Source organism: Azospirillum halopraeferens DSM 3675 (genome assembly GCF_000429625.1).
Lineage (GTDB): Bacteria > Pseudomonadota > Alphaproteobacteria > Azospirillales > Azospirillaceae > Azospirillum > Azospirillum halopraeferens.
The window spans coordinates 555,251-569,838 of the sequence record NZ_AUCF01000001.1; the positions used below are offsets into that span (position 1 = coordinate 555,251).

The following is a 14,588-nucleotide window of genomic DNA, read 5'->3' on the forward strand; positions in this document are numbered from 1 at the left end:
AACTCCTCTCACACGACACCCTCGTCCAGCAGGCCGAGCATGCCCTTTACGGGGATGCACAGCCAGCCCGGACGGTTGGCCGCCTCATAGGCGATCTCATAAAGCGCCTTCTCCATCAGGAACAGCGCCAGCAGGCGCTGTCCCGCCTCCTCGTCCTCCGGCCAGCTCGCACACCCCTCGATGGTGGCGCGGTAAGCGCTGAGGAAGGCGACGACGGTCCGCCGCTCCCATTCGCGAGCCGCCTCCTTCAGACGCGACGGCCCCGGTCCCTGCTCCAGCACCTGTTCGTCGAGGCGGAAGATGGCGGCCCAGGCCGCATAGTTGAACGATCGCAGCATACCCGCGACGTCCACCAGGGGCGAGCGTTTGCCGCGCCGCTCCTCCAGGGATTTCGCCGGCTCCCCTTCAAAGTCGATGACGTAGAAGTCGTTCTGGGCGCTCAACACCTGGCCCAGGTGATAGTCCCCGTGGATGCGCGTCTTGACCGTGCGCACGGGATGCCGGGCGGCGTCGGTCAGGCGGGCCATCACGTCCGCCCGGCGGGCCAGCAGCGACTCCGCGTCCGCGCGGGTCTCGCCGGTCAGCCGGTCGATGGCGCCGCTCAGCGCGTTGAAGGCCGCCTCCGCCTGTGTAACGGCCCGGTCGCTCCAGGCGCGCAGGTCGTCCGCCGTGACCGGCTCCGGGTCGAAGGCGGGGTTGCCGGTGTTCAGGGCGAACGCCCGGTGCATCTCCGCCGTCCGCTGGCCCAGAACCGCGGCCAGGTGGAGATACATGCCGAAGGGCACGCCGTCGTCCGTCTCGTCATCCACATGGTTGACGCCCAGGCGGATCTCGTCGAACTCCCGTTCCAGATACTCGATGGTGAACTTCCAGCCGTCACCCTGGTTGCGCACAAAGCCCTGGATGATGGCCAGCGTCGTCGCGGTGCCGGTCCCGTCCACGTGCTCCACGGCCCCCAGCAGCGGCGGGGTGTGGGCGAATCCGGCCGACTCGGTCAGGAAACGGCCGACCTCCAGTTCCGGGTGATCGCCGGGTTGCAGGCGGCGCAGCACCTTGATGACCGCCTGGCTGTCCACCAGCAGGGAGGTGTTGCTCTGCTCCACCCCCAGGCTGCGGACTTCCGGCTCGTCGGAGAGCCGCAGCGAATCCAGGGCGGTGGTGGGCACGAAGCGGATGCGCCCCTCCGTGGCCGGAATGTCCTGGCGCCGGCGCAGCGCCTCGATCAGGGCCAGCGCGAAGGCACCGGACTGCGCGCCGTCATAGAGCGCGCCCGACTTCGGGCCCCGCCGCACCCTTGCCAGCGTGTAGGGCAACAGCGGCCAGCCGGTGCCGCCGGCGTTCTCCTCCCAGCTCATGGCCAGGGGCATGAAGTAGGACTGGGGCGCCTCCCCGCCTCCCAGCAGCACGTCGACGCGCGCCAGCAGGAAGCCGTCGCCCTCGCCCGGCAGCTCGGCGGACAGCCCGATGTGGGTGCCCCGGATCTCGCGGTCCTTGGCGCCGAACCAGCGCTGATTGGGGACGAAGGCCGGCAGCAGGTCGTTGTCGATCTCCTGCGCCGTGCGCCCGCCGGTCAGCCCCCGCCAGCCATCGCGGGCCACCAGCGTCACCAGGTCGGGCATGGGCTCCGGCGCGGTCTCGTGCCAGCTCGGCAACTCGCTTTCGGTGGTCAGCGCGAACCAGTAGAAGCCGTACGCCGGCAGCGTCAGCAGGTAGGGCAGATCGCCCACCGGTGGGAAGGCGGTGCGGCCCAGCAGTTCCACCGGCACCCGGCCCTTCCAGGCCCGCAGGTCCAGTTCCACCGCCTGGGCCGAGCGCGACAGGTTGGCGACGCACAGCACCACTTCCTCCGGGCCGTCTTCGTGGTCCAGCGTGCGCATATAGGCCAGGATCTTGCGGTTGCCCGGATAGAGGAAGCGCAACGTGCCCCGCCCGAACGCCTTGCGCTGCTGGCGCACGGCGATCAGCCGTTTCATCCAGTTCAGCAGCGACGAGGGACTGCGGGTCTGCGCCTCCACGTTCACCGCGTCGAAGCCGTAGATCGGGTCCATGATCGGCGGCAGATACAGGCGCGCCGGGTCCGCCTTGGAAAAGCCGCCGTTGCGGTCGGGGGACCACTGCATGGGCGTGCGCACGCCGTCGCGGTCGCCCAGGAACACGTTGTCGCCCATGCCGATCTCGTCGCCGTAATAGAGCACCGGGGTACCCGGCATCGACATCAGCAGGCTGTTCAGCAGCTCGATCTTGCGGCGGTCGTTGTCCAGCAGCGGCGCCAGCCGGCGGCGGATGCCCAGGTTGATGCGCATGCGCCGGTCGGCGGCGTAGAAGTTCCAGAGATAGTCCCGTTCCCGGTCGGTGACCATCTCCAGCGTCAGCTCGTCGTGGTTGCGCAGGAAGATGGCCCACTGGCTCCCCTCGGGGATGTCCGGGGTCTGGCGCATGATGTCGGCGATGGGGTGCCGGTCCTCCAGCGCCACCGCCATGTAGATGCGCGGCATCAGCGGGAAGTGAAAGGCCATGTGGCACTCGCCGGCCCCGTTGGCGGGGTCGCCGAAGTACGGCAGCACGTCCTCCGGCCACTGGTTCGCCTCGGCCAGGAGCATGCGGTCGCCGTATCCCTCGTCGATGGCGGCGCGGATGCGGCGCAGAACGTCATGGGTTTCGGGCAGGTTCTCGTTGTTGGTGCCCTCGCGCTCCTTCAGGTAGGGCACGGCGTCGAGGCGCAGCCCGTCGACCCCCATGTCCAACCAGAAGCGCATGGTGTTCAGCACCTCCTGCAACACCCGCGGATTGTCGAAGTTCAGATCCGGCTGGTGAGAATAGAAGCGGTGCCAGTAATACGCCTGCGCCTCGGCATCCCAGGTCCAGTTGGATTTTTCCGTGTCGCAGAAGATGATCCGCGTTCCCTGGTACTTCTGATCGGTGTCGGACCAGACGTAATAATCGCGGTGGTTGGAACCGGGTTTGGCGCGCCGGGCGCGCTGGAACCACGGATGCTGGTCCGAGGTGTGGTTCACCACCAGCTCGGTGATCACGCGCAGGCCGCGGCTGTGGCATTCCCGCAGGAATGTCTTGAAATCGCGGATGGAGCCATAGTTGGGGTTGACCGCGCGGTAATCCGCGATGTCATAGCCGTCGTCACGCAGCGGGCTGGGGTAGAAAGGCAGGAGCCACAACGCCGTAACGCCCAGGTCCTGGATGTAGTCCAGCTTCTGCGTCAGCCCGGCGAAATCGCCGATGCCGTCATTGTTGGCATCATAGAACGCCTTCACGTGAAGCTGGTAAATGACGGCGTCCTTGTACCACTGGGAATCCTGCCGATCGATCATGGTGGGGGGTCGGGTCGGTTGATGGTTGCCAGGGGGTGAACAGGTTCACCGCGGATCCGTTGCGGCGTCCCGATCCGGGGAATGGGAACCGGGGGCCTCTCACCCGTCCGGCGCACCTCTTCCAATGTGCCCACGGTACCGGCCAACGCCAAGCTTGCGGTTCGGGGGATGACCGACGGACGGTGCCCGGTGGCCGGGTGTGGCGCGGCACCCACGGCAAAGGTCCTATGAACATCCAACGGTGCACGTCCCCGTCCGATCCATGATAGAAGGCCGTATGCCGTTCAAATGCCGTACGAGTCGGCGCCGCGGAGGATGGATTCCGGCGCTGGCCGTGGCGACGGTCGGGACCGCCCTGTCGTTGCTGGCCTTCCAAACCGTGGCACACTTCGAGGAGCGGGAGACGCTCAGCCGCCTCGGACGTTCGGCCGATCTCTATGTCGGGCTGCTGCGCGAGCAGTTCGCCCGCCGCGAGGCGGTGACCGCGGCGGTCGCCGGTCTCTACGGGGCCAGCGGGACCGTCAACCGCGGCAGCCTGCGCAACCACGCCGGCCTGATCGCCTCCGACCTGGCGGGAATGGCGGCGCTGGCCTGGCTGCCGCGCACCCCGCCGCAGCACGCCGCACGAATGGCCGGGGCGTTGCGCGCCCTGGACCCGCTCATCGCCGGCATCCGCGCGCCCGGCGGCGCCGTGATCGACGACCCGTTCTTCGACCACGATCTGTATCCCTTCGCGACGGTGGAGCCGGCCGAAGCGTCCAAGGTCCTGCTCGGTCTTGACGCCGCGTCGGTCTACGGGCTGCACGGGGTGCTGCGCCGGGCCGCCGCCGGCGACCGGGTCGTCGCCGGCGGCCCGGTGGACCTGGTGCCGCCTGCCGGTGCGGCGGAGGTGGTGCTGTTCGCCCCGGTCGCTGCGGAACGGCCGGGCGGCACCCCGCCGCACGGGGCCCTTTCCCCGCCCCGCGGGATGATCGCGACCGTCTTCCACCTGGACCGGGTGGTCGCCGCGGCCTTCGCCGCCTACCCCACACCGCTGTTCCACATCCATCTGATCAACCCTCAGGCCGCGGCGGGCTCACCGCCCCTGGTCAGTGTCGCCGCCATGGACCGTCCCGCACCGTCGCGCGTTTCCGACGCGGCGTTGCGGCGGACGGTGGAGTGGGGGCAGCGCCCCTGGGTGCTGGCGTTCGACCCGACCCCCGCGGCAACGCCGGCCGCGGCGCAGGGCCGCGCGGTGTGGGCGCTGCTGTTCGGGCTGGCGGTGACGGCCTTTGGCACGGGCTATCTCGTCCTGGTCGCCCGGACCACGGCGCGCCTGCGCCGGGAGGTGGAGGCACGTGCGCGCGCAGAGATCCACCTGCGCACCGCCAACGAACGCAAGGACCTGCTGCTGAAGGAGATCAACCACCGGGTGAAGAACTCCCTCCAGCTCGTATCGAGCCTGTTCACCATGCAGGAACGCCGGATCGCCGACCCCGACGCCAAGGAGGCGTTCGCCCGGGCCGTGGAGCGCATCCGCGCCGTGGCGCAGGTGCATGAGCGGCTCTACAAGACCGACGACGTCACGACCATCGACCTGGCCGACTACCTGCGCCGCCTCTGCAACGATCTCACGGCCAGCCATCCCGACCATACCTGCCTGGTGGAGGCGGCGGACGCCCGGCTGCCCACCGACACGGCGGTGTCACTGGGCCTGATCGCCGCGGAGCTGATCACCAACGCCGTCAAGCACGCGCATGCCACCGGCGACGACCGCACCATCACGGTGACGCTGCACCGCCCCGCCGCCGGCGCCCTGGAGCTGGGCGTGCGCGACCACGGGTGCGGGGTGCCGGACGGGTTCGATCCGCACCGGACCTCGGGCAGCCTGGGCATGCGGGTGATCGTATCGTTGACCCGCCAGATCGGCGGCACGGTGGCGGTTGAGAACGCAGGGCCCGGTGCGCGTTGGACGGTCCGCTTCCCCGATCCCGGCGGTACGGCACCGCCCGCCCCTCCCCCGCCTCTTGGACGCGGCGCGCGGGTTACGATATAAGGCGGCGACCATGGTTCCCCTGATCGAAAGCGAACGGACGTGAGCAAGACCCGGGCACTGCGTGCGGCGGCCGTCGCCGCGCTGGTTGTGATGGCGGGCACGGCCGCGGCGGCGCCGGCCCCCAGGCAGATGATCGATCGTCCGGTCGCCCGCCTGCAGGGTCTGGACAAGATCACGGCGCGCACCACCACCTTCGACATTGCGGTGGGCGAGACCAAGCTGTTCGGCGGCCTGCGGGTGACCCTGCGGGCGTGCAAAGAAAATCCGCCCATCGAGCCGCCGGAGTCCGCCGCCTTTCTGGAGGTCGAGGAAGCCCGGCCGGGCGAGGAGGCGGAACTGGTGTTCAGCGGCTGGATGTTCGCGTCCAGCCCCGCCCTGTCGGCGATGGAAAGCCCGGTCTACGACGTCTGGGTGCTGTCCTGCACCGGCGGCGATCCGTCCTGACCCATTCCGTCCAGCAGCGCCGCCACCGCACGTGCCTGATCCACCCCGGCGAAGTCGGCGGTGCGGGAGAGTGCCGCGGCAAGACGGCGCCGGTATTCGGCGCGGGGGATCTCCACCGCGCCGAACCGGCTGAGGTGATCGGTGACGAACTGGGTGTCGAGCAGCGTGTAGCCGGCGGCGCGGAGCCGCGCCACCAGGTGCACCAGGGCCACCTTGCTGGCGTCCGTCTCCCGGCTGAACATGCTTTCCCCGAAGAAGGCGGACCCCAGCGACACGCCGTAGAGCCCGCCCGCCAGCCGCCCGTCACGCCGGCATTCGACGGAGTGGGCGAAGCCGGCGGCGTGCAGTTCGCAGTAGAGGCGGACGATGTCGGCGTTGATCCAGGTCTTGGGTCGCTCCGCCGTCGGCTCGGCGCAGGCGCGGATGACCGCGGCGAAGTCCGTGTCCACCCGCACCTCAAACCCGCCCCGGCGCACGGTGCGCCGGAGCGTGCGCGGGACGTGGAAGGCGTCGAGCGGCAGGATGCCCCGCCGTTCCGGATCGAACCAGTAGAGCTCCGGCGACTCGGCGCTCTCGGCCATGGGGAAGATGCCGGCCGCGTAGGCCCGCAGCAGAAGCTGTGCGTTCAACTCGATCATGGCATCGGAGTATAGCGGGTCCGCCGGCCGCAGTCGTGATGATCAGGGTTGCCGTGATCAGGCCGCGCGCACGGTGGCCAGGAACCCGTCCATCTCCCGGCGCAGGGTTTCCGCCGACCGGGACAGGTCCCGGGCACTGCCCAGCACACGGTCGGCGGCCTCCCCGCCGTCGGCCGCGGCGCGGGACACCCGGGTGATCGCTCCGGACACGTCGGCCGTGCCGGCCGATGCCTGTTGGACGTTGCGGGCAATCTCCTGAGTCGCGGCGTTCTGTTCCTCCACGGCGGTGGCGATGGTCGTGGCGATGGCGCTGCTCTCGCCGATGACGGCGGCGATGTCGCGGATGGCGTCCACCGTGCGCCGGATGATGGCCTGGACCTCGTCGATCTGGGCGGTGATGTCCTCGGTGGCCCGTGCGGTCTGGGTCGCCAGGTTCTTCACCTCCGACGCCACCACCGCGAAGCCCTTGCCGGCCTCGCCGGCCCGTGCCGCCTCGATGGTGGCGTTCAACGCAAGCAGGTTGGTCTGCTGGGCGATGTCGTTGATCAGATCCACCACCTCGCTGATCTTGTCGGCGGAGGCAACCAGCCCCTGGGCGGTGGTCCGGGTCTCCTCGGCGCGCCCCACCGCGCGCTCGGAGATCTCCAGGGACTGGCGGACCCGCTCGCCGATGCCGCGGATCGACGCCGCCAGATCATCACAGGCCCGCGCCACCGTCTCCACGTTGGCGGTCGCCTGACCGGCGGCGGCAGCGACGGTGCTGGCCTGGCCGTTCGTCTCGCCCATGGCGGCGGACAGGGCGCGGGCCGTGGTCTCCAGGCCGCCGGCCGCCGCCGACACCTGGCCCACCACCGACCCGACGCTGGCCTCGAAGCCGTCGGCAAGGCCGCGCATGGCCTTGCGCTTCTCCTCGTCGGCGCGCCGCTCCGCCTCCGCCGCCTCGGCCTCCAGCCGCTTGGCGTTCAGCATGTTGTCCTTGAACACCTGGACGGCGCGCACGATATCGCCGACCTCGTCGCGGCCGCCGACGCGCGGGATCTCAACCGTCAGGTCGCCGTCGGCCAGGGTCAGCGTCGCGGCGGTCAGCCGGCGCAGGGGACGGACCGACTGGATCGACCACCAGGCGAAGCCGCCGCCCACCAGAAGGGCGATGCCGCACAGGACCAGCATCAGCGTCTCGAAGCCGCGGGTCATGCGGCGGACCTCGGTGGCGATGGTCCGGTTCTCCGCCTCCTGGAAATCGATGAACCGGTTGATGCGGGCCAGCCACTCTACGAAGGCGGGGCGCGCCTCGGTCACCAGCATGCGGTTCGCCGCGTCGAGATTGCCGGTCCGGCGGTGGTCGATGATGGCCGCGACCAGGGGCAGCGTCTTTGCCTCGATCTCCTTGATGGAGGCGAGGATCTGGCGCTCCGCCGGCTTGACGTCGGTGCGCTCGGCGAACATCGCATCGAGAGCCCGCGCGGCGGACGCATAGGCGGCGCTCAGCCGCTCGATCTCCTGCAACTCGGCCCGCCGGGCGGCCTCGTCGGGCAGCAGCACCACGTCGCGCAACGCGATCGCCCGGTCATGCACGCTGCCCCGGAAATCAATGGCGTGGCGCTGCTTGACGCTGTTGACGTCGTTGATGGTGGTGAGGCTGGCGTTGACCGAGTTGACCTCGCGCACCGCGAACACGGTCAGCCCTGCCATCAGCGCGAGGGTGCACCCGAATCCCACCGCCAGACGTGTCGCGATGCGGACATCGCGAAGCGACATTACCATCCCTGGTCCCTCCGGAACTTAGCCATGCGGCCGCGTGAGCGATGAGACTAAGCCGCCTTCGACATTTGGCAATCGGTGGTCGCGCGCTTGTGACGAATGTCACGGGATGCCGCGACACGGCAGCCCCGGTCATGCTATCAGGCCGCGGTCGGACCGCGGACAGGAGGAACGGGCGATGCGCGCGTGGGTGGCGTTGGGGCTGCTGGCGGTGATGCTGGGCGCCGCGACGGCATCGGCCCAGACCAGGGGCCGGCCGGGGGAGTTCGACTATTATCTCCTCAGCCTCTCCTGGTCGCCGGCCTTCTGCGCCCGGCAGGACGAAGGGGCGAGCCCGGAGCAGTGCGGCGCCGACAAGCGTTTCGGCTTCATCATCCACGGCCTGTGGCCGCAGCACGACAGCGGCGGCTATCCGGAGCGGTGCGCGTCGTCCCGAAGGGTGCCGGAGGCGGTGGTCGATGCGATGATGCCGGTGATGCCGTCGGTCCCCCTCATCACCCACCAGTGGCGCAAGCACGGCACCTGCAGCGGCCTGGACGTGGAGGAGTATTTCGCCCGCACCCGGGCGGCGTTCGCCGGCATCACCGTCCCCCCCGACCTGGCCGAGCCGGCGGAGGGGCTGGCGCTGAGCGCCTCCGAGGTGGAGGCCCGGTTCGTGCAGGCCAACCCCGGCCTGAAGCCCGAGATGATCGCGATGATCTGCAGCCGGAACGCCGTCACCGAGGTCCGGCTGTGCCTGGACCGGGAGCTGAAGCCGCGGCCCTGTGGCAGCGACGTGATCGACCGCTGCGGCCGCCGCGCGGTCCTGTCCGTGCCGGGGCGGTGACCGAATCAGCGGCAGTTCCGGCGGGGACGCGCTACTTGCGCATCCCCATCAGGTGTTCCAGCCAGTGGATGTCGTAGGAGCCGTTGATGAAGTCCGGCTCGGCGATGATGCGCTGGTGCAGGGGCAGCGAGGTGTCGATGCCGCCGATGACGTACTCTTCAAGCGCCCGGCGCAGACGCATCAGACACTCGTTGCGGGTGGAACCGTGCACCACCAGCTTGGCGATCAGGCTGTCGTAGTGGGGCGGCACGCGGTAGCCGTCGTACAGCGCCGAATCGACGCGGATACCCAGACCGCCGGGCGCGTGATATCCGTCGATCTTGCCGGGCGACGGCATGAACGTCTCCGGGTTCTCGGCGTTCAGCCGGCACTCGATGGAGTGGCCCTGGAAGCGGATGTCCGCCTGGGTGTAGCCCAGCGGCGCGCCGGTGGCGACGCGGATCTGCTCCCGCACCAGGTCGATGCCGGTGATCATCTCGCTGATGGTGTGCTCGACCTGCAGGCGGGTGTTCATCTCGATGAAGTAGAACTGCCCGTCCTCGAACAGGAACTCCATGGTGCCGACGCCGCGGTAGCCGATGCCGCGGGTGGTGCGCGCCGCCAGGTCGCCGATGAAGTCGCGCTGGGCGGCGTTGAGGGCCGGCGACGGCGCCTCTTCGATCACCTTCTGGTGGCGGCGCTGGACCGAGCAGTCGCGCTCGCCGAAATGCACGGCGTTGCCGTGCAGGTCGGCCAGGAGCTGGATCTCGATGTGGCGCGGCTTGCCCAGATACTTCTCGAGGTAGACCTCGTCGTTGCCGAAAGCGGCGCGCGCCTCGCCGCGGGCGAGCTGGTAGGCTTCGCGGAGCTGTTCGGGGTTGCGGGCCACCTTCATGCCCTTGCCGCCGCCGCCCGCCGCCGCCTTGATCAGCACGGGGTAGCCGACGTCGCGGGCGATGGCGGCCGCCTCCTCCAGGGAGAGCACCGGTCCGTCGGATCCGGGCACCACCGGCAGCCCCAGGTCGCTCACCGTCTTCTTGGCGGTGACCTTGTCGCCCATGATGCGGATGTGTTCGGGCGTCGGGCCGATGAAGCAGAAGCCGTGCTCCTCCACCATCTCGGCGAACTGGGCGTTCTCGGCCAGGAAGCCGATGCCGGGGTGGATGGCGTCGGCGCCGGTGATCGTGGCGGCCGACAGAATCGCGGGAATGTTGAGATAGCTCTCGCGCGCCGACGGCGGGCCGATGCACACGCTCTCGTCGGCGAGACGGACGTGCATGGCGTCGGCGTCGGCGGTGGAGTGCACCGCAACGGTTTGGATGCCCATCTCGCGGCAGGCGCGGTGGATGCGCAGCGCGATCTCACCACGGTTCGCGATCAGGACCTTTTCAAACATCGCCAAGGGGCTGCCCCTCTCACTCGATGATCATAAGGACTTCGCCGAACTCGACCGGCTGGGCATCCGCGACCATGACCTCGGTCACGGTACCGCCGCGCGGCGCCTTGATCGGGTTCATCACCTTCATGGCCTCGATGATCAGCAGGGTCTGCCCCGCCTTCACCGTGTCGCCGACCTTGACGAAGGGCGGGCTGTTCGGCTCGGCCGCCACATAGGCGGTGCCGACCATGGGCGAGGTCACCGCGCCGGGGTGCCCGGCGGGGGCCGCGCCGCGGGAGGGGCCGGCCGCGGGAAGGACCGCCGGCGGGGCGGCGGGCGCCGCAACCGTCGGTACGGCCAGCGCGGCCGCCGGGGCGCTGCGCGTCACGCGGATGCGCTTTTCGCCCTCGGCGAACTCGATCTCGCTGAGGCCCGTCTCGCGCAACAGGTCCGCCAGCTTGCGAATCAGGTCGCCATCGATGTCGAAGCTCGCCATGTCTCCTGGAATCCCGTGCTGTCTCAATCGCGACCGACGATCTGCGCCATGGCGTCGAGCGCCATCAGGTATCCCTGAGGGCCGAAGCCGCAGATCACCCCCTGCGCCACCGCCGAAATGTAGGAGTGGTGACGGAAGGTTTCGCGCTTGTAGATGTTCGAAAGGTGCACCTCGATCACCGGCCGCTCCGACAGGGTCAGGGCGTCGAGGATCGCGATGGATGTGTGGGTGTACGCCCCGGCATTGATCACGATGCCGTCGTGGTCGGTGCGCGATTCCTGAATCCAGGACACGAGTTCGCCCTCGTGGTTCGACTGGCGGAAGTCGATCGACAACCCGAGCTGCTCCGCCCGTTCCTGGCACAGCGCCTCCAGGTCGTCGAGCGTCGTCGCGCCGTAGATGTGCGGTTCGCGCACGCCCAGCATGTTCAGGTTGGGTCCGTTCAGAACCAGAATCGACGCATCGATCGCCACGAGACGGCGCCCTCTCACTCTCCGGGGTCAGGACGGGCGTTTATAGCACGCCGTCATGGGAGGGCAAGGCCGGGGGCAGCCGAATTCCACTTTCGACGGCCTGAATGGCGGTGGTCACGCGGCCACCGGTGACACAGCCTCCGGCATGCTACAGAATTCCTCCAAGGGATCTCCACCACAGACGAGGCGCAGCGCCATGGCGACCGAGACGTTCGACCGCCGAAGCCATTGGGAATCCGCCTATGCGTCACGCGATGAGGTGGAACTGAGTTGGTTCCAGGAGACCCCGGAACCGTCCCTGCGCCTGATAGCGGAGTCCGGGGTATGTCCGGACGATCCGTTGGTCGACGTCGGCGGCGGGGCGTCGCGCCTCGTCGATGCCCTGCTCGACCGCGGATTCGGCCGTGTCGCCGTGCTCGACATTGCCGCATCGGCGCTGGCCGCGGCGCGGGCCCGGCTGGGGATCCGTGCCGACTCCGTGGCCTGGATTGCCGCAGATGTCACCGATTGGCAGCCACCGCACCCCTTCCGTCTGTGGCACGACCGTGCCGTTTTCCATTTCCTCACCGATCCGGCGGATCAGCGACGTTATGCCGCCGCCGCCGCGCGCGGGGTGGTGTCCGGCGGCCATCTGGTGATGGGCATCTTCGCCCCGGACGGGCCGGAACGGTGCAGCGGCCTGCCGGTCCGGAGGCATGACCTCCACTCCCTGTCCGCGGTCTTCGAACCGGCCTTCACGATCGAGCATGCAGAACGCGTCACCCACGTCACCCCGGCGGGCCGGGAGCAGCGCTTCGGGTTCGCCCGGTTCCGCAGAACCTGATTGCACCACCCTTGCCAACCGGCCGGGGTACCGCAACATAGTCCGCCCGGAAATCCACGGTCGGAGGGGGCGATGACGACGGACAGCGCGGGACTCGTGATCGGCGGGGCGGACGGGCCGGTGCGCCTGCTCGCCCGCTATGCCAACCGGCACGGACTGATCGCCGGCGCCACCGGCACCGGCAAGACGCTGACGCTCCAGGTTCTGGCGGAGGGGTTCGCCGACCTCGGCACAGCGGTGTTCGTGGTGGACGCAAAGGGCGACCTCGCCGGGATCGCCCGTCCCGGCACGCCGCGTCCAGCCTTCGCGGATCGGCTGGACCGTCTGGGGCTGCCGGCCGACGACTGGCGGGGCAATCCGGCCCTGCTGTGGGACGTGTTCGGGCGTCAGGGTCATCCCGTACGCGTGCCGGTGTCCGAGATCGGGCCGCTGCTGCTGGCCCGCCTTCTGGACCTCAACCCGATTCAGACGGGGGTGCTGACCGTCGCCTTCGCCGTGGCCGACGACGAAGGGCTGCTGCTGCTCGATCTCAAGGACCTGCGCGCCATGCTCGGCTACGTGGGGGAGAACGCGAAGGCGCTGGCCGCCCGTTACGGCAGCGTCAGCGCCGCCTCCGTCGGTGCCATCGGCCGCGCCCTGCTGGCCCTGGAGCAGGAAGGCGGCGACGCGCTGCTGGGGGAGCCGGGACTCGACCCCGGGGATCTGATGCGCACCGACGCGCAGGGGCGCGGCGTGGTCAGCGTGCTGGCCGCCGACGTGCTGCTGGAACGCCCCCGCCTGTACGGCACGGTGCTGGTCTGGCTGCTGTCGGAGCTGTTCGAGACGCTGCCCGAGGTGGGGGACCTCGACCGGCCGCGGCTGGTGCTGTTCTTCGACGAGGCGCACCTGCTGTTCGACGGCACCCCGCGGGAGCTGACCGACCGCATCGAGCGGGTGGTCCGCCTGATCCGCTCCAAGGGGGTCGGCGTCTATTTCGTCACCCAGAGTCCGCTGGACATCCCCGAAAGCGTGCTGGGCCAGCTCGGCAACCGGGTGCAGCACGCGCTGCGCGCCTTCACCCCACGCGACCGCAAGGCGGTGCGGGCGGCGGCCGACACCTTCCGCCCCAACCCCCGCTTCGACACCACCGCGGTCATCGGCGAACTGGGCGTCGGCGAGGCGCTCGTCTCCTTCCTCGACGAGCGCGGCGCGCCGGCCATGGTGGAACGCACGCTGATCCGCCCGCCCCGCTCCCGCGTCGGTCCGCTCACCGCCGACGAGCGCGCGGCAACCGTCGCCGCCAGCCCGGTCGCCGGGGTCTACGACACCGCCATCGACCGCGAGAGCGCCTACGAACGCCTGCGCGCCCGCGAGGGCGCATCGCCGCCGCCATCCCCGGCGCCGGCGCAGCGGGCGGCGGGCCGCTCCCGCGTCCCGGCAACCGCGTCGCGCGGCTCGACGGCGGAGCGCATCGCCACCGGCATCGCGCGCGAGATCGGCACCCAACTGGGCCGCCGCATCGTGCGCGGCATCCTCGGTTCGATCCTCAAAGGGTAGGCGGAAACAGCAACGCCCCTTCCCCGGGCCGGCGGGGAAGGGGCGTCCACGTCACGGCGGAGGACCGCCGCGGATCAGTACATGTGCTGGCCGCCGTTGACCGACAGGGTCGATCCGGTCATGAAGCCGTTGTCGTCGTCGACGAGATAGAGAACGGCCTTGGCGATCTCCTCCGCCTTGCCGAGACGGCCGACGGGGATGCGGGCGACGATCTTCTCCAGCACGTTGGCCGGCACCGCGCGCACCATATCGGTGTCGATGTAGCCGGGGGCGATGGCGTTGACCGTGATGCCCTTGGCCGCGCTCTCCTGCGCCAGCGCCTTGGTGAAGCCGTGGATGCCCGACTTGGCCGCGGCGTAGTTGACCTGACCGTACTGGCCGGCCTGGCCGTTGACCGAGCCGATGTTGACGATGCGCCCGAAACCGCGCTCGCGCATGCCGTCGATGACGTTGCGGCACATGTTGAAGCAGGACGAGAGATTGGTGTGGATCACCTCCTCCCACTGCTTGTAGGTCATGCGGTGCATGACGCCGTCGCGGGTGATGCCGGCGTTGTTGATCAGCACGTCGATCGGGCCGAGTTCGGCGGTGATCTTCTCGCAGCCGGCCTTGCACGCATCGAAGTCCGACACATCGAACTTGTACACAGGAATGCCCGTGCGCTCCGAGAACTCGCGGGCCTTTTCGTCGTTGCCGGCATAATTCGCCGCGACCTTGTAGCCGGCGTTCTTCAGCGCGACGCAGATCGCCTCGCCGATGCCGCGGGTCCCGCCGGTAACCACTGCCACACGTGCCATGAGCTTTCCCCCACTATGGTCTATTGTTGGATTCGAATCGGATCGGACCGCGTGACGCCGGCCGGCGGACCGCCCC

General features: G+C 69.6%; 12 protein-coding genes. 5 read left to right on the top strand and 7 right to left on the bottom strand.

Features of this window, described 5'->3' with window-relative positions; genetic code table 11:
- Positions 1-8: 8 nt before the first annotated feature.
- Positions 9-3,326, bottom strand: coding sequence for a maltose alpha-D-glucosyltransferase (gene treS / locus G472_RS0102650; protein WP_029007131.1), 3,318 nt, complete (start codon positions 3,324-3,326; stop codon positions 9-11).
- A gap of 334 nt (positions 3,327-3,660) precedes the next feature.
- Between treS and G472_RS36695 the strand changes: the two genes are divergently transcribed.
- Complete coding sequence (locus G472_RS36695) at positions 3,661-5,361, top strand: sensor histidine kinase (protein ID WP_051340211.1); 1,701 nt, start codon at positions 3,661-3,663, stop codon at positions 5,359-5,361.
- Between the two features lie 39 nt (positions 5,362-5,400).
- Complete coding sequence (locus tag G472_RS0102660) at positions 5,401-5,805, top strand: DUF2155 domain-containing protein (protein WP_035690708.1); 405 nt, start codon at positions 5,401-5,403, stop codon at positions 5,803-5,805.
- On the opposite strand, the gene aat is transcribed toward G472_RS0102660, so the two are convergent.
- Positions 5,760-6,443 (bottom strand): leucyl/phenylalanyl-tRNA--protein transferase, encoded by a 684-nt coding sequence (gene aat, locus G472_RS30880; RefSeq protein WP_051340213.1) that lies wholly within the window; start codon positions 6,441-6,443, stop codon positions 5,760-5,762. The two genes, G472_RS0102660 and aat, sit on opposite strands and share 46 nt — an antisense overlap.
- A gap of 57 nt (positions 6,444-6,500) precedes the next feature.
- Positions 6,501-8,207, bottom strand: coding sequence for a methyl-accepting chemotaxis protein (locus G472_RS0102670; RefSeq protein WP_029007133.1), 1,707 nt, complete (start codon positions 8,205-8,207; stop codon positions 6,501-6,503).
- A 175-nt stretch (positions 8,208-8,382) separates the two neighbouring features.
- Here G472_RS0102670 and G472_RS0102675 point away from each other — a divergent pair, with 175 nt between their 5' ends.
- Entirely contained in the window at positions 8,383-9,030 is a 648-nt protein-coding gene (locus G472_RS0102675; RefSeq protein WP_035690714.1) for a ribonuclease T2 family protein, read from the top strand.
- A 31-nt stretch (positions 9,031-9,061) separates the two neighbouring features.
- On the opposite strand, the gene accC is transcribed toward G472_RS0102675, so the two are convergent.
- From accC to aroQ, 3 genes are read right to left on the bottom strand one after another with little or no spacing between them, the layout of a single operon-like run.
- On the bottom strand, positions 9,062-10,405 hold the full coding sequence (gene accC / locus G472_RS0102680) for an acetyl-CoA carboxylase biotin carboxylase subunit (RefSeq protein WP_029007135.1): 1,344 nt from the start codon (positions 10,403-10,405) through the stop codon (positions 9,062-9,064).
- Between the two features lie 19 nt (positions 10,406-10,424).
- Positions 10,425-10,883 carry an acetyl-CoA carboxylase biotin carboxyl carrier protein gene (gene accB, locus G472_RS0102685; RefSeq protein WP_029007136.1) on the bottom strand — a complete coding sequence of 153 codons (459 nt, stop codon included), beginning with the start codon at positions 10,881-10,883 and terminating at the stop codon, positions 10,425-10,427.
- A gap of 23 nt (positions 10,884-10,906) precedes the next feature.
- The gene (gene aroQ / locus G472_RS0102690; protein ID WP_029007137.1) at positions 10,907-11,356 is read right to left on the bottom strand and encodes a type II 3-dehydroquinate dehydratase; all 450 of its coding nucleotides are present in this window, start codon (positions 11,354-11,356) and stop codon (positions 10,907-10,909) included.
- Between the two features lie 55 nt (positions 11,357-11,411).
- Between aroQ and G472_RS0102695 the strand changes: the two genes are divergently transcribed.
- On the top strand, positions 11,412-12,179 hold the full coding sequence (locus G472_RS0102695; RefSeq protein WP_245593364.1) for a methyltransferase domain-containing protein: 768 nt from the start codon (positions 11,412-11,414) through the stop codon (positions 12,177-12,179).
- Between the two features lie 72 nt (positions 12,180-12,251).
- Positions 12,252-13,715 (top strand): helicase HerA-like domain-containing protein, encoded by a 1,464-nt coding sequence (locus G472_RS0102700; protein WP_051340216.1) that lies wholly within the window; start codon positions 12,252-12,254, stop codon positions 13,713-13,715.
- A gap of 74 nt (positions 13,716-13,789) precedes the next feature.
- Here the strand turns inward: G472_RS0102700 and phbB are convergent, their stop codons facing one another.
- Positions 13,790-14,512 carry an acetoacetyl-CoA reductase gene (gene phbB / locus G472_RS0102705; protein WP_029007140.1) on the bottom strand — a complete coding sequence of 241 codons (723 nt, stop codon included), beginning with the start codon at positions 14,510-14,512 and terminating at the stop codon, positions 13,790-13,792.
- Positions 14,513-14,588: the final 76 nt, after the last annotated feature.